This window comes from Methylomonas sp. PHL2-19, from assembly GCF_059331595.1.
In genome coordinates this window covers 3,703,281-3,728,819 of record NZ_CP196839.1, presented here as the reverse complement: position 1 = coordinate 3,728,819, position 25,539 = coordinate 3,703,281, and the positions used below count along the sequence as shown (strand labels likewise).

Here is a 25,539-nt window from a genome sequence, read left to right as displayed (position 1 = left end):
TTTTGAAGTTTATGCCAAGAGTCAGTATCCTAATTCCTGTATTTAATCGTAGAAACTTTATCGCTGATTGTATTCAGTCTGCATTGGACCAAACAGTTGCTGATTTTGAAGTGGTGGTGGTAGATAACGCCAGTGACGACGGAACATGGGAGATATGTCAACAGTTTGCGGAGAAAGACCGGCGAGTCCGTATTTTTCGAAACGATAGCAATATTGGACCAGTAAGAAATTGGCTGGCTTGCGTGGAGAAAGCGCGAGGAGAATATGGGAAAATACTGTTCAGTGACGATTTGATCTCGCCAAATTTTCTTGAAAATACACTGCCTTTTCTTGAAAATCCAGATGTTGGTTTTGTTTCAACCGCCGTAACAATTGGTATTTCACCAGAAAGTGGGAAGATCAATTTTTCGTTATCCAGCGCTGAGCAAGTCATTTCCACGGCACGATATTTTCAGTTGCTATTAAACGCCAGAGTGCCATTCTCTCCGGGAGCCGCTATTTTTCGTATGGCGGATATTAGGAAAAATCTGCAACTGTCTTTCCCGACATGTATTCCCCGTGACTTCACATTGAACGGGGCTGGGCCGGATGTTTTGTTGTTTGCATTAACTGCAACAACTTATAAATCTGTGGTAATGCTTCCCTCGGCGGATGTGTTTTTTCGCTCTCATCCAGATTCGTTTACCACACTGAATAATGACAATGAAGTAGAAAAAGGTTATCGGGCTGCATTGGCATGGTTTTTCGCTGAAAAATTGAGCAGAAGCCATTGGGTCAAATATGCCGCCCGTTCTTGGTTGTCAAGAATACAGCGCACACGGAATATAATTTCATTAACCAAGCATTGTTCCGAATACGAGGGACGCGGGACTATTTTTGAAGCGTTAATTGTGTTGGCTACAACGTTTTCCATTGCCGCTGGTGAAATATTAGAGTTCTTTCGCCGGGCCAATACTTAGGTATGAGCAGTCGCAACTTTAATCAGTCATTTAGTATTGCAATAAACGCCTGCAAAGGATTTTCTATTTTACTGGTAGTGCTGGGGCATATCCAATCGCCATTAGGCTCTTATATTTATTCATTTCATATCCCTTTGTTTTTCTTTATAGGAGGGATTTTTATCAATCCCGAGAATTCGCCGATTGAGTTCTTTAAGAAAAATGCTAGGCGTATTCTCCTGCCATACTTTCTTTTTGGAATAGTTGGTTTGGTGGTTAATTCAGTAAAGGAGATTGTATTGGGGCGTGACAGGGAAAGCGTTTTCGATGAGTTGGTTGGGATTTTCTGGTGGATGGATATTGATCATCTACAGCATTATGGATTTGTATTATGGTTTTTGCCGGCTTTGTTTTGGGCAAGAGCGTCTGTCTTTTTGTTAATAAAATATCTGAAAGTAAATTCAATATTGTTGTTGATATTTACGTTAATTTTTTACAGTTATATGACTGATTATCCAGTATTGCCATTGGCTTTGGATAAAGGTGCTTCGGCTCTGCCATGGGTATTGTCTGGCTATGTTTTTGCAAAGTATAAACAAAATTTGTTAAATAATTCAGCGTGGGTGCTGTTGTTTTTTGTGGGAGGGTTTTGGCTGATTTATTATTTTAATCTATTGTTGTCGCTTGATATGGCAAGAAATAATGTAGGAAATATTTATGTTACCTTTTCTTGCGTTTTATTTATTGGTTATTTTTTAATTTTCTTGTTTTTTAAATTTGATTTTCTCGTTCAAAAGTCTTCATTCTTGATGGTATTTGGAATGGAGTCTATGTTGGTTTTGGTTTTGCATCCTTATTTAAATAATATTTTTCATCTAATTATAGAGCATTATTTTAATGGAGAATGGTATTTGAAATTTTTATGTACCTTAGTGGTTTTGTCTTCGTTGATTGCTCTCAAGGGTAAATATTTTGAAAACAAAAGCTTGAGCTTGTTGCTGAAAACTTTGTGAGCTTTAAATGATGTTGCCGAATAATCAGATAAATTTCAAAAGTAATGCCGAGCTCAAGGTTGAACAAATGCTTTTTCTTCCCGCTAAAAGTCAGAGACAGGGCGAGGGTGGGTTGCGCAAACAGGGTCACTTCAAATCGTCGCGCCCCGAAATGCCCCTAGTTAGTATTTTGACGGTCGTTTTTAATGGCGCTGAATTTATTGAACGTACGATATTAAGCATTCTTGATCAAGACTATGAAAACTTGGAGTTTATCGTCATTGATGGCGGTTCCGCCGATGGCACCGTGGATCTTCTCAAACGTTACGAGCATGTGATCGATTATTGGGTTAGCGAGCCGGATAAAGGCATTAGCGACGCATTTAATAAAGCCGTTACCTTGGCGGCGGGGGACTACTTGAATTTTCAGGGAGCCGGAGACTATTTATTATCCAGGCATGTCGTCAGTGAAATGATGGAGGGTGTCGATCCGGAACGCGATATGTTGATTGGTGCCAGAGTACAGCGCGTTTCGGAACAAGACGACAAACAAGTTTTATGGGTGGCGCCAAAGCGATTTAACCCAAAATTTAATAAGCGATCATTATTGTTCCGGATGTCTCTGCCGCATCAAGCCCTGTTTACGCATAAGAAAATGTTCGAACTTTATGGCTTATTCGACGTCAATAACCGTTTTTGCATGGACTATGAGCACTTGTTGCGCGCTTATAGCGATTTTCCGACAGTAAAATTGAAAAATATTATTTTTTCTGCTTGGCGTGAAGGTGGTGTGGGGCAAGATAGGACGCTGGAAGTGCTTAAGGAATATGGGCAAATCAAAATGAAGAATCGGGTGGCGCCTGCTTTTGTTTTATGGCTAATTGAATACTGGATTTTTCTAAAGCACTATTCTAAAAAATATTTGACGCGTAGCCAGGTGGCGAAATGACAGAACCCATTATAACGCGCGTCGCTATTTTATGGACCCAACTCTCCGGCTACATGAATGCCTGTTTAAAGCAATTGGCGCAAACTGAAGGCGTGGAAATTTTTGTTTCGAATATGCGGGTTACTAAAGATTCGCCCTATGATGATAGCCTGTTTTCCTGGATTGAAGAGCGATATGAGTGGGATGTTCGCTTGGACGAAACTGAATTGCTTAGCAGGCTGGAAAAATTTAGACCGAATATCATTGTCTCTTCCGGATGGAATGTGCCTGGACACAGACATATCTTGAAAAAATTTCGGAGTAGGGCCGTTAGGATCATTACCGTCGATAATCCATGGCGAGGAACTATCAAGCAAAGATTGGGGGGGATGATTTCCCGCTTTTATTTAAAGCCGATATGTGACGCACTATTTGTCGCCGGCGAACGGCAGGCTGTTTTTGCGCATCACTTGGGATTTCCACAGCGTCGGATTTTGCGCGGCGTATTAAGCTGTGACCATCAAAAGTTTTCCGCCATCCATTTCGAACGGCAACACTTGTCAGACGAGTCTCATGCTTTTGTATACGTCGGTCGGCTCGCGGCGGAGAAAGGTCTGGATGTGTTGGTAGAGGCTTATCGGCGCTATAGACAGTCCGTAGCAGAGCCTTGGCCGTTAAAATGTTATGGAACTGGACCGTTGAAAGCCATGCTCGAACCTGTGGAGGGTATAGAGCTGATGGGTTTTTGTCAGCCGGGCGATTTGCCTGGAGAATTACTGCGGGCAAACTGTTTAATCCTGCCGAGTACTTTCGAGCCTTGGGCGCTAGTACTGCACGAGGCGGCGTCGGCTGGGTTGGCGCTTATCTGCTCTGCGGAAGTTGGGGCTTCTGTGCATCTGGTTCAAACAGGTTATAACGGATATGTGGTCGAAACCGGGGATGTTGATGAGTTGGCCTCGGCAATGTTGCAATACACTGCGCTACATGAAGGTCAAAGAATGATCATGGCGGAGAACAGTTATTTAATGTCTTTGCAATTCACGCCGGAAAGATGGGCGAATAATTTACTTGATGGCGCCTACCGTATTCTGAGGGAAATGGAGGCATAAATGGAATTATTCGATGTTTTAAAAACCGTTACCCGTCATCCGCTTAATCGGGGACGAAAATTAAATGCAATACTAGGATTTATTCGATGGCAAGTTGCCAGTCGTTTAATTGATAGTCCCATAGCCTTGACTTTGTCAATGGAACGCGCCTTTTGACCGCTAACGGCATGACGGGAGCGACCGGGAATATTTACACCGGATTGCATGAGTTTGAAGATATGGCTTTTATCATGCATTTGTTAAGGGCTGCGGATGGTTTTGTCGATGTCGGGGCTAACGTCGGGTCTTATACCGTATTGGCTTCCGGTGTGGTTGGAGCGAACTCGATCAGCATGGAGCCGGTACCAAGTACATTTTTGCATTTAAAGGATAACATTAATTTAAATGCCATCGGCGGCAAGGTATCGGCACTTAATGTTGGTGTTGGTCGTGAGCACGGTGTTTTAAAGTTTACAGCTGCGTTGGATACCGTCAATCATGTTGTTGCGGCTTCGGAAGAAGGTTTAGAGACGATTGAGGTGGAAGTAAAGACGCTGGATGATATTTTAGAAGACTTCGAGCCGACGTTGATAAAGATCGACGTGGAGGGATTTGAAACGAATGTGATAGCCGGGGCTAGAAAAACCTTATCCAATCCGTCGTTGCTAGGCGTTGTTATGGAATTGAACGGAAGTGGAAGTCGTTATGGGTTCGATGAGGCGAGTTTACATGCTGTTATGCTCGATTATGGCTTTACTACTTTTAAATACGATCCACTTACGCGCCAGTTAATGCCCAACAATAGGCAAAGCCAAAATGTCGGAAATATGCTTTATCTTCGAAACGTCGAGCAAGTGATTGAGCGAATAGCATCCGCACCGAAATTTACGACCAATAATGGTTGGGAAATCTAAGGGCTACGTCTTGATTTCGCTCGTATCATTCTCGGAATCTCGCGGCGGCGCGGCAAAAGCCGCCCAAAAAGTTTTTCTGGCCTTACGGAAAAAGCGGATTTCTGTTCAGTATGTTGTCGTGGAAAAATTCTCGAACGATGAGTCTGTTATGGCGCCTGGAAGGTTGGAGTTCTTTTGGCATTTCCTTAAAAGATTGTTTGCTTTTATTGTGCAGAAATGCCAATTAAGTAAAAATTCCGTCAAGCATTCTCTTAATTTATTTAGTTGCGATAGCGTTCTGAATATCATTCGAAACTCAGAGTTAGTTCATTTGAATTGGATAAATAATGAAGCTATTGCTTTAGAAAAAATCCCCAGTATAAATGGAAAGATAATTATTACTTTGCATGACGAATGGTTTTATTGCGGAAGCGAGCATTTGGCATTAGAAAGCACCCGATTTATAGAGGGTTATCATGCCGCGAATAAAAATGTGACTGGAGTTGATCTGGATAGATTCACCTGGATTAGGAAGAAGCGAGTCTTAAATGCCATCAAAGACAGAGTTATTTTTACTGCTCCCTCTACCTGGATGGTAAATCGGGCAACCGAAAGCCCTTTATTGAGAGATTTTGATATACGGCTTATACCCAATTGTTTGGATACAGAGCTTTATAGGCCGATGACTAATGATTTTTTAGCGGATTACGGCGTGTCTCCCAAAGACAGAGTCATTCTGTTCGGTGCCGTGCATGGCAAGAACATGGGCATGAAAGGCTTTCATTTGTTGTACCAGGCTTTACGTTTGTTGGCGGCTCGGCTGCATGAAAAAAACAATATTGTGCTGGTCAGTTTTGGAGGAACGGTAGGCAAAAACGCCATGGATTTTGGCTTCCGGCATGTCGAGATCGGCCATGTGATTGAACCGTCGCGGTTGGTGAAACTTTATAGCCGCGCGGACTTTACCGTGGTGCCCTCGCTAGTCGAGTCATTCGGACAGGTCGCCGCTGAAAGCTTGGCCTGTGAAACGCCCGTCATCGCCTTTGATTGCTCAGGCCTAAAAGACATTGTATTTCATAAAATCAACGGTTATCTCGCCACTCCATATTCCACGAATTCATTGTGCGAGGGCATGCTGTGGATGCTGGAGACCGATCTACCCACTTTACGGCAATTGGGCAAAAATGGCAGACAGCACGTGCTTGAGACGTTTTCCGAAGATGTTGTCGTTGAAAAACTGCTTAATCTTTATCGCGAACATGCTCAATCGGGCATTGTTTTCCAATAAAAAAAACCAATTGTGTCTAATTTAATATCGATCATCACAGTTTGCTTCAACAGCGTTTCCACTGTCGAAGACACCATTCTTTCCGTAGCCAATCAAAAATATCCGGACAAGGAACACATCATTATCGATGGTGCCTCGACAGACGGAACCATGGATGTGGTAACGCGATACAAGGATTTATTGCGAGCGGTTTCCGAACCGGATCGCGGTATCTACGATGCCATGAATAAAGGTATTGCAATGGCGAGCGGCGAAATTATCGGGATACTCAATGCAGATGATTTTTATGCTGACGACACGGTGCTGGATCAAGTAGCCAACGTGTTTTCCGATGCGACAGTCGATGCTTGTTACGCCGATTTGTTATATGTAGAGCAGAAAAATACCAACCGAGTTATGCGCTATTGGCAATCGAAGCCTTTTCAGCATGGTCTTTTTGAAAAAGGCTGGATGCCTGCGCATCCCACTTTTTTTGTGCGCCGGAAAATATACGAGCAATACGGCGGTTTCGATCTTAATTTTCCGCGCCAGGCGGACTTTGATCTGACCATGCGTTTTTTGGAAGTTCAAAACATTAAATCAGTCTATGTGCCGGATATTTGGGTAAAGATGCGTATAGGCGGAGTTTCCAATAATAGTATCCGAGGCGTTTTGGAAGGTAATATCGAGGCGTATAAAGCATGCACAAAGAATGGCCTATGCGTATCCCCGCTGCCCTTTATTATCCGCAAAATGCTATCCCGAGTACCGCAATTCTTCAAACGTCCAAAAGTTACCGAATAGATTCTTTGTTAAAATGCCTGTCAGCTCAATTTAAAGTACAGACATGAAACACATCGAACTCCTTTCCCCCGCTGGCACCATTCGTAACATGCGTTACGCTTTTGCGTTCGGCGCTGACGCTGTCTATGCCGGGCAGCCGCGTTATAGCCTGCGTGTGCGTAACAACGATTTTATGGCCGACAACTTAGCCAAAGGCATCGCCGAAGCGCATCAACTAGGCAAAAAATTCTTTTTGGCTGCCAACGTCATACCGCATAACGCCAAGATCAAAACCTTTTTGAAGGATATGGCGCCGATCATCGCGATGCAGCCTGATGCGCTGATCATGGCCGATCCAGGGTTGATCATGATGACACGGGAACAATGGCCGGAGATGCCGATTCATTTGTCGGTGCAAGCCAATACCGTCAACTATGCCAGCGTAAGATTCTGGAAAAGCATGGGCGTAGAGCGAGTGATTCTGTCACGCGAGTTGTCGCTGGACGAGATTGCCGAGATTCGTCAGCAGTGCCCTGATATGGAACTGGAAGTATTCGTACACGGCGCGTTATGTATCGCTTATTCCGGCCGTTGCCTGTTGTCAGGTTACTTCAATCATCGTGATCCAAACCAAGGTACCTGCACAAATTCTTGCCGTTGGAAATACGACACTAAGCCAGCTGTGGAAAATGCGGAAGGCGATTATTTGTTGGCCGATAGTGCGGTCATTTCGATGAATGACCTGAATCAGGGCTTAAACACTGCCAGTTGTGGTAGCGCTGATAGGCATCCTTTGGCAGACAATATCTATTTCCTGGAAGAAGAAGGTCGTCCGGGCGAATTGTTGCCGGTCATGGAAGACGAAAACGGCACTTACATCATGAATTCTAAAGACTTGCGCGCGATAGAGCACGTGCAGCGCTTGGTGGAAATCGGTGTCGACAGCCTGAAGATCGAAGGCCGTACCAAATCGCATTTTTACGTGGCGCGCACCGCGCAAACCTATCGGCAGGCAATAGACGATGCGTTGGCGGGCAGACCGTTTCAGCCGGAGTTATTGGGTATTCTGGATAACTTGGCAAATCGTGGTTATACCGATGGTTTTTATCAGCGCCACCATACCCACGAACATCAAAATTACCTATCCGGCTATTCCAAAAGCCATCAACAACAGTTTTGCGGGGAGATTACCCATTACGACGCCGAAACGGGTTGGGCCGACATTAGCGTCAAGAACAAATTTTCGCTGGGTGATAAGCTCGAATTGATTCTACCGCACGGTAATCGGGATATAACCGTGGAGAATATGGTCGATAAATACGGTCAGCCCATGCAGGAAGCGTCTGGGGGTGGTTATGAAGTGAAAATTCCGCTGCCTGATGCTGATTGCCAGTACGGATTGCTGGCACGTTATTACTAGCCTTTGGAGGCTGTATGTCATTTCTTACCGGCGCTTTATGTGATCGCTTTTCCGCCCAAGAAAATTTTCAAATTGCCGAGCCTTTGTTTCGGTATTTCGGTGGCAAAAGCCAATTCAGTGGGCAAATCACGACTTTGAAAGTGTTCGAGGACAACACTTTGGTGCGGACCGTCCTGGAAGAGAAAGTCGCTAATCGAGTTCTGGTGATCGACGGTGGCGGCTCAAAGCGTTGCGCCTTGCTGGGGGATACCTTAACTGCTTTGGCAGTCGAAAATGGCTGGCAGGGTATCGTCGTATACGGCAGTATTCGCGGTACGGAAGCCATCAACAAAATGCCGATTGGGGTGGCGGCTTTGAACACGCATCCGCTCTGTAGCAGTAAGCACGGGCATGGTCACCGGGACTCCATGATCACTTTTGCCGGCGTCAATTTCAAAAAAGATCACTATCTTTACGCGGATAGCGACGGAATTATCGTCTCGGAAACAAAATTGGATTAAAATCGTTTTGTCTTAACCAAGTAAAACACTCAAGAATATGCAAATCGTACTCGCTAACCCTCGTGGATTCTGTGCCGGCGTAGACCGGGCTATTGAAATTGTCGATCAAGCGATCGATACCTTCGGTGCACCCATTTATGTGCGGCACGAAGTGGTGCATAACCGTACGGTAGTTGACGGCTTGAAGGAAAAAGGCGCAATTTTTATCGAAGAACTCAGTGATGTGCCGGTGGGGTCCTATCTGATTTTTAGTGCTCACGGTGTGTCCAAACAGGTCCAGAAAGAAGCTGAAGAGCGCAAGTTAACCGTGTTCGACGCGACTTGTCCGTTGGTGACCAAAGTGCACATGCAAGTGGCCAAACATGCCAAACAGGATAGAGAAGTGATTCTGATTGGCCATGCCGGCCATCCTGAAGTTGAAGGCACGATGGGTCAGTACGACAAATGTACTGAGCATGGCGATATTTATCTGGTGGAAACTCCGGATGATGTAAAAAACCTGAGAGTCAATAATCCGGATAATTTGGCTTATGTCACCCAGACCACATTGTCTATGACCGACACCAAAATAATGGTCGACGCATTGCGTGAACAATTTCCGTCCATCAAGGAACAGAAAAAAGACGATATTTGCTACGCCACTCAAAACCGCCAAGACGCGGTCCATGATCTGGCAAAAATTTCCGATTTGATTTTGGTGGTAGGTTCGCCGAACAGTTCCAACTCCAACCGCTTGCGGGAAATTGCCGAACAGTTGGGTAAGCAGGCATTTTTGATCGATACCTATAAGGATTTGAAACAAGAGTGGTTGGAGGGCATCAACGTAGTCGGTGTGACTGCTGGTGCCTCTGCGCCTGAAGTGTTAGTACAGGAAGTTATTAATCAGCTCAAAGAGTGGGGCGGAGAAACCACTCAGGTTCGTGAAAACAAAGGTATAGAAGAAAAAGTAGTATTCTCGATTCCGAAAGAATTGAAAAAACACATGGAAGCTTGATTCCGTTTACGTCTGGAGAATTTTTATGAGCCTTACTGCCCAAGAACTGGTGGCGGCAGCCAAACAACAGATTACAGAAATCGATGTGGCGACTGCGCAAACGCGCTTGAGCGGTTTATTGCTGGATGTGCGCGAACCAGCCGAGTACGCAGCCGGACATTTGCCGGGGGCTGTTAACATTCCTCGTGGCTTGCTGGAATTTAAGATCGATAGCCATCCGGATTTTCAAGGCCGGCAACAAGCAGAGATAGTGGTTTATTGCCAGACCGGAGGACGTTCGGCACTGGCTACTCAGGTCTTGAATCAACTAGGTTATAGCGGTGCAGTCAGTATGGCGGGCGGTTTTAAAGCCTGGACGGAGAGCGGTTTAAGCGTTGAGTGAGTTAAACCAAGTCCGCATCGATAAGTGGCTGTGGGCTGCGCGTTTTTTCAAGACGCGCGGTTTGGCTGGCGATGCGGTCAGCGGCGGCAAAGTGCATGTCAACGGCCAGCGCTGCAAGCCGGGCAAGGAAGTGAAAGTCGGCGATTTGATTAGCGTTACCAAAGACCAATACACTTGGGAGCTTACGGTGACCGATCTGAATAATCAACGCCGTCCCGCTAAAGAGGCTGTGGCGCTTTACAGCGAAGACCAAGCCAGTATCAATAAGCGGCTTAAGCAAATCGAGTTACACAAGCAGCAGCAAGCCTTGCTGCATCCGTCTGAGCGCGAGCATAAACCCAACAAAAAACAACGCCGGCAAATTCATCGCTTCAAACAGGACGCACTTTAAGCGCTATTTGCCGCGTCGAACAAAACAATAGCCACAAAACACACTTCAATTTATTATTCCCGGCCAACTTGCATGGAATTAGTGCTTCAATAGCGTCTATCCACGGCACCAAGATGCCTTACGATAAATTTTATCGCGCCACAATTAAGCGGCGCCTAAGAACTCGATTCTACATTTAAACGATACTGCGTCAGGCATATACCGGCTTGCGTTTCGCGACACCATAGGATATTTAATGTCGATACGTTGTTTTTCTGTCCTTACTACTGTAATGCTAACTGGCGGTTTGCTGGCCGGTTGCGCCACAACCCGGCAAATTGCCGTCGATTATCCCAAAACCGAGTCTTTACCGATCAAGCCGCTACGCGGTCAAACCACGGTGAGCGGTGACGACTACTATGTACAATTGGTCTCCGACTTTGATTTCAAGGGGGATAACGCCCTGAAAGGCGGTTGTAGTGATGTGGGCGGCCATTACGAAAACGGAGACCTGTCTGCGGCGCTGGTATTTAGTGTGCATAACGATGCGTTAAAACTGAAGCGCGAAGCCAGCGGCTTTTTGTATCAAGCCACCACCGGTAAATGCAATTTCAAACTGGAAACCAAAAAATCCTATCTGACCCCTTGGTTACGCCTCGATTCCAGCAAGGATACCTTAATCGAATACAATTTTTTGACCAGTAACAGCCACGAAGCCAATCTTTCCCAGTTAATTAACGACGTGAATGCCGCCAGCAGTTTGTTCGCATTCACCGGTGTCGGCGCGGGTATGGCGGTGATGGGCAAGCTGGCCGGCAACTGGGTGGAGAGCAATCCACAAGTGGTGGCCAAAACTCCCGCAGCCGGTACTTCTGGTAACGGTAAATACAGTTCCGAGACGCATTCTTTGCCTGCCAGTGTGGTACTTGCGGGGGACAGTAGTAGTTTCAATCAAATCCGTCTGGGCGTTTATGAAGTGGTTGAAGGTGGTTTGAGTGCTTGGTCTTCCGAAAGCAAATTGTTGGGCGAATTGCGGGTATACCCGGAAATAGTCTCCTCATTACTGTTGAAAACCTCGGGCGACCTGCCGCCCGACGCGCATGATTTGTCACTTGATGAGTTGTGGCGGATACCGATTCAAACGGCCAATGGCGAAGTCAGTTTGCGGCAGTTGATCGATCAAGTCGACCCGGCCGCGAAACCCAATCTGCAACCGGATTGGCAAAACTACCCGGATGTGGAAAGCCAATGCCGGCGCTTGAAGCTGGCGATGAAGGATTTGGGCTTCAATAAATTTGATCGCAATGCGGTGTTGTACTATTTCCTGAGCAAAACCTCGCCGGATTGGAAAAACTTTAATATCTCCGCGCAGCGGGCCATGACCGACGAAATCCGCCCCAAGTTGCTGGAACAATATCGGGCTAAGGACTTCGCCGGCTGTCTGGCGAGCGAAGACTACGCCGTTATGAAGAGCATGAAGCTGGCGGTTAACACCGAGCAGGATTGGGAGGCGCTGACCAACTCCCGGCAGAAAAAAGAAGGCGTCATCAACCCAATTCAATCGGCGGCGCGGCAATTTTTATCGGCTTTGCAAAATCCCAACAAAGACGAAGCCGCTCGGCAGCTATACCCTTTATTAAATACCGAAAAAGGCGGGAACGGCACGGTGCTACTGCAAAACCATTTGGGCAACTTTGGTTTGGAAGCGCTACTGCAAGTGCCGACGGTTGCTGACGAAGGCGTGCTGATCAACGCCGCTCAGCTGGCGGGTGTGTTTAGCGGGCTCAATGTCGAGACTTACACTTGTGCGCGTCCGGCTCAAGATCAAGGCCAGCCTTTGGCGAATATCGGCATCATGCTGTTTGTCACCAAACCCGGCAGCCCGCGTGAAAAAGGCGGGGCTTTGGAGTTTGAGTTAGTGCAAGGCAAGATTACCCGCCTGGCTTTTCAACATCCGTCCTTTCGAGATTTTGAACAAAACCTGGCCGATTATCCGGATCTCGGTGGATGCCGGATAGATGCCGATTTGTTGAATAAGCTGCACTAATTTCCAGCGTGTGGTGGTGACAATGAATCGAAAAAAAGGCTTGATCGCAGGATTGGGGCTTATTGCGCTTTTGGCGATCTACGCCTTCTTGGGGTTTTATCTGGTGCCGGCACTGGCCTTAAAAAAACTGCCGGCTTTAATTCAGGAAGAAACCGGACAGCAAGCCCGGCTTTCGGCAATTCGCTTTAACCCCTTCAAATTCACACTGACCTTGGAAGGCTTTGCCCTGGCGGCGAAAGACGGCAAAGATCTGGCGGGTTTCGAGCGTTTATTTGTCGATTTGGACACCGTCGAGTCGGCAAAGCTGGGCGGTGTGGTTTTAGACGTCATTGATTTGCATAATCCGCAAGTCAATATCGAACGTCGCGCCGACGGCGCATTCAATTTTGCGGATATAAAAACCAAGCAATCAGAGTCGCAGCCTGACACAAAAGAGAGTGACGGCGAAAGCTTGGCGCTGTTGGTTCATCAAATCGCGATCACAGAAGGACGCATAGGCTGGCAGGATGCTACCAGCGGTCAAGTGCTATCGGAAAACCTGTTACCGCTTAATCTATCACTCAACGAATTTAGCACTCAGGCGGCAAGCAGTGCGCCGGGGGAATTGAGTGTGGGTTTGGAATCGGGCGGCACTATCCAATGGCATGGCGATTTCTCGATTGCACCGCTGGCTTCTAAGGGTCAGTTGCAGTTGGAAAAAATAGGTCTGGCCAGAAGCTGGCAATTATTTTTGCAACAAATCCTGCCGGTGGAAATCGTCAACGGCGTGCTGGGTTTGCAAGTCGATTACACGCTTGCCCAAGCAGCGGATGGGATGCTCACAAAGCTAAGCAACGGCAATGTCGAGATCAAACAGCTGGAGATCACCGAGAACAATCACGGTAAGCCGTTAGTGAGTCTGCCGGCCTTGGCGGGCAACGGCATTAATGTCGATGTTAATCAGCAGCAAGTTGAGATTGGAGCGGTATCCAGCAGCGATGCGGGGATTAGCGCATGGTTGCAAGCTGACGGTATTGTCAATTATCAGGCTTTGTTTGCCGGAGATGCCGCGGCTCAAGACGTTAATCAACCACCTGCAACGCCGATGGTTGCCGAGGAAAGCAAGCCCTGGCTGGTTAGAGTGGATGAGTTGGCATTCAACAACTACAACATTCATTTTACCGATTACAGTTTGCCGAAGCCGCTGGAGCTGCAACTGAGCGAGTTGAGTGGCAAGGTGCAAAAATTTAGCACGCAGGACAGTGGTAAATTGCCGGTGCAATTGAGCTGCAAGTTCAATAATACCGGCGGGTTGAAAGTGGACGGCGAGATGAGTTTGCAGCCTTTTGAGGGGACTTGGGCGCTGGATATTCACGATATTAATCTGAAAGTGTTCCAATCTTATCTGGACCCCTTTTTAAAACTGGAATTGGTGGATGGCGATTTCAGCGGGAAGGGTAATCTGCAATTAGCGGTGGCCGAACAGCTGCAACTCACGTTTCAAGGGGATGCGAATTTAGAAGGTTTGGTGACTCGGGATCAGCTCAAAAACGTGGATTTCTTGAAATGGTCCAATCTGGAGGTGTCGGGAATAGACATCGATTTGGCGAAACAGGATTTCAAATTCGCCAAGGTAATGTTTGACCGTCCTTACCTGCGGTTTAATATCAAAAAGGATGGTAAAACCAATATCGACGATCTAATGCTGCCGCAAACACCCGCAAAACCAGCGCCGGCAGCTAAACCTCCTGCAAAACCGGCGGCCGGCAAATCCACCGAGCCGCGGGTCAGTATCGGTAAAATCGAACTGAAAGAGGGTAAGTCGGATTTCTCCGACTACTCCTTGATATTACCGTTCGTAGCGGCGATGAACAGTCTCAACGGCGAAGTCAGCGGGTTTTCCTCGGACAAAGATGCCGAGGCCAAGTTGGCTTTAAAAGGCAAGGTTTACGAGATGGCTTCGGTCGGTATCAAAGGAAAATATCAATTCGATACAGGGGATTCGGACATTGCCCTTAATTTTACTAACATGCCTTTGCCGTTGATTACGCCTTATATGGCTGAGTTTGCCGGCTACCGGATTGAGAAAGGCCAAATGGCGCTGGATTTGCGATACACCATCAAGCAGGCGCAGTTGGCAGTGCAGAATAAATTGCTCATTGATCAGTTGACCTTGGGTGAGCATGTGGAAAATCCGAATGCGGTGTCCTTGCCTTTGCATTTGGCGATTGCCTTGCTGAAAGATGCGGACGGCAAAATTAATCTGGATTTTCCCATCACCGGCAGTCTGGAAGATCCGAAATTCAGTATTGGTTCCTTGCTGGCCGATGTGTTGGTTAATCTGATTTCTAAAGTGGCGATGTCGCCGTTCAAAGCGCTGGGTTCGCTGCTCGATGATGACAAGGATTTTAGCGCGGTGGCTTTCGCACCGGGTAGTGCTGAATTGGCTGTCGAAGAATCCGCCAAACTGGATCAGCTTAATAAAGCCTTGCTCAGCAAACCCGAGTTGACCCTGGAAATCAAAGGTATTGCCTACCAAAACATGGATTGGCCGGCGATGCGCTTTGAAGCAGTAAAGGATGTATTGAAAAAAATGAAGTCCGGCGAGTTGCGCGACAAGGGTGAGAAAGTTCGGCACGAATACATCGAATTATCCGACGATGACTACAAGCGCTTGCTGGCCAAGTTTTTTGGCGAAGTCTTCCCGCAGGAGATGGATAGATCCCTATTAGGCAAGCCGCGGATCAAGGCTAATCCGGACTCTGACTTTTACCCGTTGGCGCAACAGAAACTGGAAGGCATTTTTCCACCCGATCCGCAGCGCCTTAACGATCTGGCGATTGCCAGAGCCAATCATATCGCGCAGTATCTGGCCGAACCGGGCGGGATTAGCAAAGATAGGCTGTATCTGATGGCGACCGAGTTGAATCAGGCTGAAACAGCCGATGGGATTAAATCGGTGCTATCGTTGAGCGTTTCACAGTAAACGGAAGCTTACACTGTTTGTAATATAATGGCGTTTACGCAGCGATAGTGGCGCATCGATTTGTATTTAAGGTTTTATAAAAATGGAGATTCTAATGTCAACCCAGTTTTTTCGATTTATTCCACTGTTGGCGCTAAGCGTTGGCGGACTGTTTTTCGTGTCTCCGGCGGCTGCGCAATCGCTAACATCCTGCACGATGACTTACAAGTTGAGCGGTTGGTCACTCGTTTATAAGCAATACGATGGCCTGGGTAATATCAGCTGCAGTAACGGACAGCGGGCGCAAGTAGCACTGGCGTCCAAGAGCATAGGTTTTACCATCGGTAAATCGGAAATCGAGGGGACAGGGGTGTTTTCCGAAGTTAGAAATCTGAATGAAATCTACGGCAGCTTTGTCGCCTTCGAAGGCCATGCCGGTGCCACCAAGTCGATAGACGGGCAATTGTTAACCCGAGGCGAAATTTCTTTAGCACTGTCCGGCAAGGGTCGCGGTATAGACATTGGCGTCACCTTGGGCGCTTTGACTATCTCACCTAGATGATCGGTTTTTGCGTTGCCGGTGCTTACCGATAAGGTCTGGGATTTTGCTGATTATGTCGATAGTAGGTGACCTGTGCCGTTTGTAGTCCGAGATCAGACGGGGGCAATCGTGCAGCTGTGCGACAGCGGCGATGAGTGGCTCGATGTCGACCACCCGGAAGTAGCGGTATTCTTGCAGCAGGTCCCAAGTGATAAGGCAAGGGAAGCCTTGTCAGCTACCGATAACGATATGGTCAGGGTCATAGACGACTTGGTGGATTTACTGGTAGCCAATCAGGTGTTAATTTTTACCGAGCTTCCTGAGCGCGTGCAAACCAAGTTGTTGGCAAGGAAGCAACTCAGAAAGGATGTGAATGCCTTGCAAAATTTGATGGTAGACGATGAAGGGTTGTTCTAGGCAATGGTTGAGGGCTTAGCAACACAGCGCGCTGTTGGTTTTGTCGCCTATTGGGATGTCATCCTGAATAGTGAGCGATTCGCAGCACGTTCATCAATAATGGATGCTCTGTGAAAAACTCGTTTTTTCTGGTCATACCCCAGCAAAAAAATGATCCCCAATTGTCGGCGTCATTTACCGACGATGCGCTACGGCAATGGATCGCGGAACTGCCGACGGCCAATCCCGGTCTGGCCGCCCGTTTGTTTTACGAGTTGTTAGGTGAATTAATTTCGGTGGAAATGCCGGCGGCGAAACGCTTGCATGCCTTGGAGTTACTCAGAGACAGCTTTTACTTGATTGACGATTATTTGCGCTCGCGGCTGATCAAGTTCGGTTTTCCAAAGGGCGAAAGCGAAAAAAAAATATTCGGCTTAGCCTGCGCAATCGAAAGACAATTTACCATCGGCTATTGGAGCGTGGTCAAGGATTTGACCCGCCGAGAAATCGGTTGGTTGCAGGGTAAATCCACGGCCTTGGCGATACAGCGGACTATCCGGGGCTTGAGCCGCATCGTGATAAGTCATTACATGATGAGCTATCCGGTGCCGGATTGGATCTGGATCGATTTGCACTCGTTGTATAAACTCGCCGTGAAGCTGGATAAGGCGGGCTCCAAGGTGGCCGACCAGGGCGGTATATTCAGCAAACTGTCGTCAGTCGAAGACAGCTATAAACAAATATTGCTGTTAAGTTTGGCCTATCCATCCGGCTTAATGCAGAAAGAGTTTCAACTGGTTTATGAGTTTCTGGAGAAAATCAGCGATTTTCTGCAAATCGAAACCAAACCGGTAGCCGAACAAGCCGTGCAATGCGCGATTTTAATGGACGAAGACCTGCCGCCGGCTTTTTTGCTCGGTGGCACACAGACAGATCGCCGGTCGGATTCGGCCATGCTTTACCTGAATCTGACCAAGTTGGGTAAAGTCATCAAACAGGCGGACAAACTGTGCAGCAAGGAGGAAGCGCGCTTTAGTTCGCTGGAAGTCGATAAGAATAATCATCAAAAGTTATCCGCGGAACTGTTCGACTATCTGATGCAGCGCTGGCAAGGGAAGGAGCCGCAAGGGACGGTATATTTTGCCGATAGGCTGGATAGATATGTGGCTATTGGTTTGGAAACGACCTATGATCTATTGGAAACCGGTAGACCCGGTCTGGAAACTGGTCTGGAAATTCGGGCAGAGACTGACTCCGAACGCGCCTTGTCCTGTAATTTCCACAAGGAAGGCGTGCTGTCTATCGGCAGCTTGGTGAGTTTTCGTAAGATAGACGCGATGCCGCAACAACGTTCGCTCGGCGTGGTTTGCAAAATACTGCTCCCCAAGCAGGATTCCAAACTGATATTTGAGGTGATGGTCATCGCCGCGCAAGCTTTCCCGGTGGCTTATCAGGCGCTTGAGGCGGATACCGATGCGGAGCGCAAGAAAGCCTTGATCTATGGCATAAGAGATAATGAAGGCGAAAAGAGCTTTATCATCATGGATTCTTTTCGCTTGAAAGACGGCGATTTATTGCGAATGTTCATGGGGCATGAGAATTTTCCCATTATTTTGAACGGCCGTAGAAATATCGGCTTGGGCTATTGGCAGTTCGAATGCCGGCGTATTCTGGACGACGTCGTTCCCACGCAGAACAAGAAGAAAGGCTATGATTTTATATAACAAAGACGATTGCCGCCCGGTTCCGATAGGGAATAGGCGGCAGAACCCAGCAAACAGACTCAATGACAGCAAATACCGATCAGACATCTGATTTTAACGCCCTCGTCGATCCGCACGCCCAGCGTGAGGCCGAAAAATACGAGAATCCCATCCCCAGTCGCGAGCTGATCCTCCAGCTTATTCAAGAAGCCGGCAAGCCGCTACGCCGCCAACAAATCGCCCAACAATTTGCCCTGGAAACACCTGATGCCCTGGAGGCGCTGCGCCGCAGGCTGCGCGCCATGGAGCGCGACGGCCAGTTAAGTTTTAACAGCCGGCAAAAATATTGCCTGGGCTCCGGCGGCAACACTATCGCCGGACGGGTGCTTGGCCATCCGGAAGGCTTCGGTTTCTTGAAACCCGATGACGGTAGCGAAGATTTGTTCTTGTCGCCGCGGGAAATGAAGCCGCTGATGCCTAATGACCGAGTCATCGCGCGCGTGGCCGGCATTGATAGACGCGGCCGTCGCGAAGCGGCAGTGATTGAAATCAGCGAACGCAATACGCATCAAGTGGTCGGTCGGTTTTTTACCGAGGGCCGCGTGGCTTATGTGGTGCCGGATAACAAAAAGATTGCCCACGAAGTACTGATTGCCAAGGAAGACGTCGGCCATGCCAAACAAGGCCAGATTGTGGTGGCGGAAATCATTCAGCAACCAAGCCAGCATTGTCAGCCCTTGGGTCGCATCACTGAAGTGCTGGGCGTGCATATGGCGCCGGGCATGGAAATCGAAATGGCGATTCGCTCGCACGATTTGCCCAATCAGTGGCCGGATCAATTACTGGAAGAAATCAAGGAACTCACGCCGCAAGTGCCCGAGTCCGCCAAGCAGGGCAGGGAAGATATTCGCAAGTTGCCCTTGGTCACCATAGACGGCGAAGATGCCCGGGATTTCGACGATGCTGTCTACGCGCAGAAAACCCCAAAAGGCTGGAAGTTGTTGGTGGCGATTGCCGATGTCTCGCACTATGTAAAAGTCGATACAGCCTTGGATGCCGAAGCCAAAAACCGCAGTACTTCTGTATATTTTCCGGAAAAAGTCATTCCGATGCTGCCGGAGATACTGTCTAACGGTTTGTGTTCGTTGAACCCGGAAGTGGATCGTTTATGCATGGTCTGCGAATTACTGATCAACGATGAAGGTAATGTCCTGCGTTCGCGGTTTTTTGAAGCGGTGATGCGCTCCCATGCGCGTTTGACCTATACCGACGTAGCAAAAATGCTGGTGGACGGCGATCAGAAACTGGCAAAAAAATACGCCGCTTTGTTGCCGCATTTACAGACTCTGTATGACTTGTACAGGGTGATGCGTAAGCAGCGCGAGTTGCGCGGGGCGATGGATTTCGACACCCAGGAGACCAAAATCGTCTTTGGGCCGGAGCGCAAAATCGCTGAAATCGTGCCTTTGCAGCGCAACGATGCCCATAAGCTGATCGAAGAATTTATGATTACCGCCAACACGGCAGCGGCGAAGTTTCTTAATAAGAAAAAAATGCCGCGCCTGCTGCGGATCCACGATGGCCCCGGCCCGGAAAAATTACTGGCACTGAAAACCTTTCTAGGCGAACTGGGTTTATTTCTGGGGGGTAAGGCGCAACCCACACCATTGGATTACATGCATCTGCTGGAGTCGGTAAAGGAACGTCCCGACGCGCATTTGATTCAGACGATTTTGCTGCGCTCCATGTCGCAAGCCGTTTACAGCCCGGAAACCAAAGGCCATTTTGGCTTGGCGCTGGATGCCTATGCGCACTTTACTTCGCCGATCCGGCGCTACCCTGATTTGCTGGTGCATAGGGCGATCAGGCATTGTCTGGCCGGTAAGTCGGTTGATAGTTTTTATTACACGCATCCTGACATGGTGTTGTTGGGTGAGCATTGTTCGGCGAACGAGCGCCGCGCCGACGACGCCACCCGCGATGTGGTGAGCTGGCTGAAATGCGAATACATGATGGATAAGATCGGCGAAGAGTTCGACGGCGTGATTTCCGCCGTGACCGGTTTTGGCTTTTTCGTTGAATTGCAATCGATTTACGTGGAAGGCTTGGTGCATATCGCCTCCCTGGTACAGGATTATTTTGCTTTCGACGCCAGTAAACATCAGTTGTACGGCGAGCGCACCGGCGTACGTTACCGCTTGGGCGATATGGTGAAAATTCGCGTGGTGCGGGTTAATCTGGACGACAAGAAAATCGATTTTGAGTTGCTACAGTCGGGTAAAAAAATCGCTAAGACCAAATCCTCTTCGAGCCGCAAAAAAGCCGAAGCCGGCGCTAAAGCGACGAAGTCGAATAAAGATAAGAAATCCTCAAGTAAGCCAAAAGCCAAAAAACGCCGTCGCTCATGACTTTAACCCAATTGTTTGGTATTCACGCGGTGCAAGCCGCGCTGGATTATTCACCGCAAAAAATTCGCCGTGCCTGGGTGGATAGTCAACGCCAGGATGTACGCCTGAAGCAAGTGATAGACGATCTCGTCAAGCTGGGTATCAATCCGGAAAAAACCGAGCGTAAAAAGCTGGAAAAGATGGCCGACGGCAAAAATCACCAAGGGATTGTGGTGGCCGTGGAATTGCCGGCGATGCGCAGCGAAGACCAACTCAAGCACGATGTCGAAGCGCTAACCACTATGCCGTTTTATCTGGTGCTGGATCAAGTGCAAGATCCGCACAATCTCGGCGCTTGTCTGCGTACCGCAGATGCCGTGGGCGCGCATGGTGTGATCGTTACTAAAGATAATGCCGCCGGTATCACGCCGACGGTTTGTAAAGTAGCCAGCGGCGCGGCGGAAACAGTGCCGGTGTATCAGGTTACCAATTTGGCCAGGGTACTGCGCTGGTTGAAAGAGCAGAATATCTGGATCATGGGCGCGGCCGGCGAAGCTGAACAAACTGTGTTTCAGATGGAACTGGATATGCCTTTGGCGGTGGTGATGGGTACGGAAGGTACTGGCATGCGCCATCTGACCCGTCAGCATTGCGATTTTCTGGTGAAAATTCCTATGGCTGGACAGGTGGAAAGCCTGAACGTATCGGTGGCTGCTGGCGTATTGTTGTACGAAGTGTTTCGGCAGAAACTGCTTGCTTAAACGGCATGAAGCGCATGGGCTATGTTTCGGCGGCGTTGCTTGCCAGCGCATTGAGCTCGATGGCTTATGCTGAAATCGATGCGAGAGCAATCGCCTTTAATTGCCGTAATTGTCACAACGAGTCGAGCTTGGGTGCCCAAAGCTCAAGCCCTTCGCTAAAAAGTTTATCCGCTCAGCAGATCCAGCAGGCCTTGCTGGATTTTAAATACGACAAAAGGCCCGCCACATTGATGCCGCGTTTGGCTAAAGGTTACAGCGACACCGAGCTGGCGGCGGTTGCCGAGTATTTGAGTCGCCATTAATGACCGGATTATCCCGCAGACGTTTTTTACAAGGCCTTGCCGGAGTTGGGGCTGGTGTTCTTAGCGGTTGTGGCGGATTGTCGTTCTTTTGGGGTGCCAAAGCGCATGTCGTAGTGGTCGGTGGCGGCTTCGGTGGCGCGACTGCAGCGAAATATTTGCGTTTATTGAATGCGAATATTCAAGTCACGCTGATCGAACCCAAAGCCAAATATATCACTTGTCCTGGCAGTAATTGGTTGTTTGCCGGTTTGACGGGCCTCGACCAGTTGACGGTCGATTACCAGGCTTTGCAAGACAAATATGGAATCAAACTGTTAATTGATCGCGTCAGCAGTTTAGATGTTGGGCAACGGCGATTGCGATTGGCCGGTGGGCAGAGCGTGAGCTATGACAGGTTAATCATGTCGCCCGGTATAGATTTTCGTTGGGATACGATGGCTGGTTACGATCAGGCAGCCGCGGAGCAATTTCCGCACGCCTGGCAGGCCGGTTCGCAGACCTTAATTCTGGCGCGGCAACTGCAAGCGATGCCCGACGGTGGCGTAGTGTTGCTAGCGGTGCCTGCCGATCCTTATCGATGTCCGCCCGGCCCTTACGAGCGAGCCAGTATGATGGCGTATTGGCTGAAAAAGCATAAACCGCGTTCGAAAATACTCATCCTCGATGCTAAACGCAGCTTTTCCAAGCAGGCTCTATTCGAAGCCGGCTGGACCAAGCATTACGGTTACGGCACCGCCAATAGCCTGATCGAGTGGCATAGTTTGGCGGATAATCCTTTACTTGAACTGGATAAGCCGAATAGGGTGCTGACTAGCGAATTCGGCGACCGAATCAGAGGCGACGTGTTGAACATCATTCCGCCGCAAACGGCTGCGCACATCGCTTTGCAGCAGGGCTTGGCCGATAGCACCGGTTGGTGTCCGGTTCGGCCGCTGACCGGCCAATCGTTATTTGACGACTTTATCCATGTCATTGGCGACGCTGCGCATTATGCGCCTATCCCTAAATCTGCTTTTGCCGCTAATTCCGAAGCTAAAGCGTGTGCGTTGGCGGTGACGAGCTTGCTTAATCAGACCCCCGTCCCCGAAGCACATTGGCTGAATACCTGCTATAGCCTAATCGCGCCTGACCACGGTATCTCCGTGGCCGGTGTTTACAAACTGGATGCAGCCGATGCGATTGCTCCGGTGAAAGGCGCCGGTGGAGTAAGTGCGCGAGCCGATGCCCAAGTTGCCGCTGCGGAAGCGGATTACACGCGAGCCGTTTATCGGAACTTGATTGCTGATACGTTTGGTTAACTTGATGTTTTGATCAAAAATATTTTATTTCAATAGCTTGCATTGGATTTTTGTAATTTTTTTTGAATTGTTTTTCCTTGCAATTGAAACTGAATAAGAAAGCAATTTTTCGGCCAGTATTTACGAGTATTTACCATTGAAGGCGCGGGAATCCGAAAACAGCGTGTTACAATCGCGCCTGTTCATTTTCCATGGTTGACTGCGTGAAGAAAAACCCACTATTACAAATACTGTTGCTGAGTATGCTGTCCGGCAAGGCCGCTCATGCAAGCAGCTTTGTAGTTGAGGATATTCAGGTCAAGGGCTTACAAAGAATTTCCGCCGGTACCGTCTACAACTATTTGCCGGTTAATGTTGGCGAAACCTTTTCCGAAGACAAGCAAGCCGCGGCGATCAGGGCTTTATTCAATACCGGATTTTTCAAGGATATATCGCTGGAACGCGATGGCGGCACGCTGGTGGTGAATGTAGTCGAGCGGCCTTCGGTAGCGAAAGTGGTTATCGAAGGCAACAAAGACATTAAAAAGGAAGATTTGACCGAAGCCTTGAAAAAAATCGGCTTGGCGGAAGGCAAGGTTTACAACAAGCAAATCCTCGACAAGGTCGAACAAGAGCTACGCCGGCAATATTTCAGCCATGGTAAATACGGCCTGAAAATTAAAACCGAAGTTTCGGAATTGACGCGCAACCGGGTCGGCATTCATATCGATATTTCCGAGGGCCGGGTTGCCAAGATCAAGCAAATCAATATCGTCGGCAGCAAATCCTTTGCTAACGATGTCTTGCGGAAAGAGTTCGAATTAAGCACCACCAACTTCCTGTCTTTTTATTCCAAAGACGACCAATATTCCAAACAAAAGCTGTCTGCTGATTTGGAAAAGCTGCGTTCATTTTATCTGGATCGCGGTTATATCAATTTCTCCATTGAATCCACTCAGGTTGATATTACGGCCGATAAGAAGGAAATTTACATCACCATCAACGTCAAGGAAGGCGACGTGTACACCTTGGAAAAGGTCAAATTGTCCGGTGAATTGATCGTGCCGCCGGAAGAGTTGATCAAGTTGGTTAAGGTGGGTCCCGGCGAGATATTCTCCCGGAAGAACGCTACGGAAACGTCCAAATCCATTTCGGATCGCCTGGGTGACGAAGGCTATACCTTTGCCAACGTGAATATGGTGCCGGAGATTAACGAGCAGCAAAAAACCGTCGCGATGACCTTTTTTGTTGATCCGGGCAAGCGTGTGTATGTGCGGCGCATCAACGTCAAAGGTAACACCAAGACCCGTGACGAAGTGATTCGCCGGGAAGCCAGACAAATGGAGTCCAGTTGGGCGGCCAGCAGCAAGATTGAACGGACCAAGACCCGTCTGGATAGATTGGGTTATTTTGAGGAAGTGGGCGTGGAAACGCCGCCTGTGGTCGGTTCGGCCGATCAGATCGACGTCAATTACACGATCAAGGAGAAAGCCTCCGGTAACTTGCAGGCCGGTGTCGGTTATTCCCAGGTGCAAGGGATTATCTTTAACGCCAACGTGTCGCAAGACAATATCTTTGGTACCGGTAAACGGGTCGATTTCGCGTTCAACAACAGTAGTATTTTGACGCGCTACAACCTGGGCTTTTCAGATCCTTATTACACGCTGGATGGCGTGGCGATGGGCTACAACCTGGGTTACACCTCCCGAAATGCCTACGCGGCTAACTTGGCGGCTTACAATACAACCATTACAAACGCCGGTATCAACTTTGGTATCCCGTTGAACGAGTTCGACAGAATCGGTTTTGATATTGATCTAAAGCGCACCGAGATCGAAAACACCACCTTGTCTTCGGACACGATTCTAAAATTCCTAGGGTTTAAAAAGGGCGACGACATTTCTGCAATCCGGTCGAAAAGCTTCGATACGCTCTCAACTTCTGCGGGCTGGACTCACGATACTTTAGACAGAGCCACATTCGCACATAGCGGTGGTCAGCAAAGGCTTTCCGGATTGATTACCGTACCCGGTAGTGATTTGGAATATTTCAAAGTCGGCTATAAGCATCAGCATTATTTTCCCTTGTCCAACGACTTTACCTTCCGCTTGTTAGGTGAGGTGGCGCATGGCGGTAGCTACGGTGGTAGTTCCGGCTTGCCGTTTTTTGAAAACTATTTTGCCGGTGGTACCGGTGACGTTCGCGGTTTTATGCAAAATACCTTGGGTGTCATTGACCAAAACGAAATCAATACCGCCAATACCTACAATCGACCCATCGGGGGCTCCACCAAGCTGATTGGCAAGGCCGAGCTGTTTTTCCCTGTGCCGTTCTTAAGCGATATGAAATCGGTGAGGATTGGCTCGTTTGTTGATGCCGGCACGCTGGCCCCTGGACTTAATTCCGGCGATTTGCGCAAGTATTTTCGCTATTCGGTGGGCTTGTCGGGGGAATGGTTGTCTCCTTTTGGGGCCTTGGCAGTGAGTGTCGCCCAGCCCTTGAATTCGGAGAGTACCGATAGAACTCAAGCCTTCCAGTTCACCTTCGGCTCGGGATTTTAGTTTAGTTTGAGCCTGTTTTGCCCTATAATCGCCTTTGCGTTCTGTCTTAAACTCAAAAAAATTAA

Annotated in this window: 23 protein-coding genes; all 23 read left to right on the top strand. The window is 48.4% G+C overall.

The genetic code is table 11. The features are described from left to right. Positions 1-11: 11 nt before the first annotated feature. The 23 genes from ACR02O_RS17180 (at position 12) to bamA (ending at position 25,474) form a co-directional block, all read left to right on the top strand. Positions 12-959, top strand: a complete 948-nt coding sequence (locus ACR02O_RS17180; protein WP_458137906.1) for a glycosyltransferase family 2 protein — start codon at positions 12-14, stop codon at positions 957-959. A 2-nt stretch (positions 960-961) separates the two neighbouring features. Next, positions 962-1,951, top strand: a complete 990-nt coding sequence (locus ACR02O_RS17175) for an acyltransferase family protein (RefSeq protein WP_494522072.1) — start codon at positions 962-964, stop codon at positions 1,949-1,951. 7 nt (positions 1,952-1,958) lie between these two features. Then, positions 1,959-2,879, top strand: coding sequence for a glycosyltransferase family 2 protein (locus ACR02O_RS17170; RefSeq protein WP_458137904.1), 921 nt, complete (start codon positions 1,959-1,961; stop codon positions 2,877-2,879). Beyond that, a complete protein-coding gene (locus tag ACR02O_RS17165) occupies positions 2,876-3,967 on the top strand; it encodes a glycosyltransferase family 4 protein (RefSeq protein ID WP_494522071.1) in 1,092 nt (363 codons plus the stop codon). Before ACR02O_RS17170 ends, ACR02O_RS17165 begins: the two co-directional genes overlap by 4 nt. Then, positions 3,968-4,123: a hypothetical protein gene (locus tag ACR02O_RS17160; RefSeq protein WP_458137902.1), complete on the top strand. Its 156-nt coding sequence runs from the start codon at positions 3,968-3,970 to the stop codon at positions 4,121-4,123. Next, a complete protein-coding gene (locus ACR02O_RS17155; RefSeq protein WP_494522070.1) occupies positions 4,120-4,860 on the top strand; it encodes an FkbM family methyltransferase in 741 nt (246 codons plus the stop codon). The genes ACR02O_RS17160 and ACR02O_RS17155 overlap by 4 nt, the downstream gene beginning before the upstream one ends. A 10-nt stretch (positions 4,861-4,870) precedes the next feature. After that, positions 4,871-6,127, top strand: coding sequence for a glycosyltransferase (locus ACR02O_RS17150; protein ID WP_458137900.1), 1,257 nt, complete (start codon positions 4,871-4,873; stop codon positions 6,125-6,127). 12 nt (positions 6,128-6,139) lie between these two features. Next, a complete protein-coding gene (locus ACR02O_RS17145) occupies positions 6,140-6,910 on the top strand; it encodes a glycosyltransferase family 2 protein (protein WP_458137899.1) in 771 nt (256 codons plus the stop codon). A gap of 43 nt (positions 6,911-6,953) precedes the next feature. Next, a complete protein-coding gene (trhP, locus tag ACR02O_RS17140; protein WP_494522069.1) occupies positions 6,954-8,309 on the top strand; it encodes a prephenate-dependent tRNA uridine(34) hydroxylase TrhP in 1,356 nt (451 codons plus the stop codon). Between the two features lie 14 nt (positions 8,310-8,323). Beyond that, complete coding sequence (gene rraA / locus ACR02O_RS17135) at positions 8,324-8,809, top strand: ribonuclease E activity regulator RraA (protein WP_494522068.1); 486 nt, start codon at positions 8,324-8,326, stop codon at positions 8,807-8,809. A gap of 37 nt (positions 8,810-8,846) precedes the next feature. Beyond that, a complete protein-coding gene (gene ispH / locus ACR02O_RS17130) occupies positions 8,847-9,803 on the top strand; it encodes a 4-hydroxy-3-methylbut-2-enyl diphosphate reductase (protein ID WP_033155221.1) in 957 nt (318 codons plus the stop codon). Positions 9,804-9,828: 25 nt separating this feature from the next. Next, entirely contained in the window at positions 9,829-10,185 is a 357-nt protein-coding gene (locus tag ACR02O_RS17125; RefSeq protein ID WP_494522067.1) for a rhodanese-like domain-containing protein, read from the top strand. Next, positions 10,178-10,576, top strand: a complete 399-nt coding sequence (locus tag ACR02O_RS17120; protein ID WP_494522066.1) for an RNA-binding S4 domain-containing protein — start codon at positions 10,178-10,180, stop codon at positions 10,574-10,576. Before ACR02O_RS17125 ends, ACR02O_RS17120 begins: the two co-directional genes overlap by 8 nt. A gap of 235 nt (positions 10,577-10,811) precedes the next feature. Beyond that, positions 10,812-12,602, top strand: a complete 1,791-nt coding sequence (locus tag ACR02O_RS17115; RefSeq protein ID WP_494522065.1) for a hypothetical protein — start codon at positions 10,812-10,814, stop codon at positions 12,600-12,602. A 22-nt stretch (positions 12,603-12,624) separates the two neighbouring features. Then, complete coding sequence (locus ACR02O_RS17110; RefSeq protein ID WP_494522064.1) at positions 12,625-15,567, top strand: DUF748 domain-containing protein; 2,943 nt, start codon at positions 12,625-12,627, stop codon at positions 15,565-15,567. A 94-nt stretch (positions 15,568-15,661) separates the two neighbouring features. Further along, a complete protein-coding gene (locus ACR02O_RS17105) occupies positions 15,662-16,108 on the top strand; it encodes a hypothetical protein (RefSeq protein ID WP_494522063.1) in 447 nt (148 codons plus the stop codon). Positions 16,109-16,216: 108 nt separating this feature from the next. Continuing rightward, positions 16,217-16,504: a hypothetical protein gene (locus ACR02O_RS17100; protein WP_494522062.1), complete on the top strand. Its 288-nt coding sequence runs from the start codon at positions 16,217-16,219 to the stop codon at positions 16,502-16,504. A 110-nt stretch (positions 16,505-16,614) separates the two neighbouring features. Further along, positions 16,615-18,207, top strand: a complete 1,593-nt coding sequence (locus ACR02O_RS17095; RefSeq protein WP_171695802.1) for a cyclic-di-GMP receptor FimW-related protein — start codon at positions 16,615-16,617, stop codon at positions 18,205-18,207. A 62-nt stretch (positions 18,208-18,269) separates the two neighbouring features. Then, entirely contained in the window at positions 18,270-20,594 is a 2,325-nt protein-coding gene (gene rnr, locus ACR02O_RS17090) for a ribonuclease R (protein ID WP_494522061.1), read from the top strand. Next, a complete protein-coding gene (rlmB, locus tag ACR02O_RS17085) occupies positions 20,591-21,334 on the top strand; it encodes a 23S rRNA (guanosine(2251)-2'-O)-methyltransferase RlmB (protein WP_458137894.1) in 744 nt (247 codons plus the stop codon). Before rnr ends, rlmB begins: the two co-directional genes overlap by 4 nt. Before the next feature lie 5 nt (positions 21,335-21,339). Then, positions 21,340-21,636 (top strand): c-type cytochrome, encoded by a 297-nt coding sequence (locus tag ACR02O_RS17080; RefSeq protein ID WP_458137893.1) that lies wholly within the window; start codon positions 21,340-21,342, stop codon positions 21,634-21,636. Continuing rightward, entirely contained in the window at positions 21,636-22,934 is a 1,299-nt protein-coding gene (locus ACR02O_RS17075; protein ID WP_458137892.1) for an FCSD flavin-binding domain-containing protein, read from the top strand. The genes ACR02O_RS17080 and ACR02O_RS17075 overlap by 1 nt, the downstream gene beginning before the upstream one ends. A gap of 203 nt (positions 22,935-23,137) precedes the next feature. Then, the gene (gene bamA / locus ACR02O_RS17070) at positions 23,138-25,474 is read left to right on the top strand and encodes an outer membrane protein assembly factor BamA (RefSeq protein ID WP_425257495.1); all 2,337 of its coding nucleotides are present in this window, start codon (positions 23,138-23,140) and stop codon (positions 25,472-25,474) included. Positions 25,475-25,539: the final 65 nt, after the last annotated feature.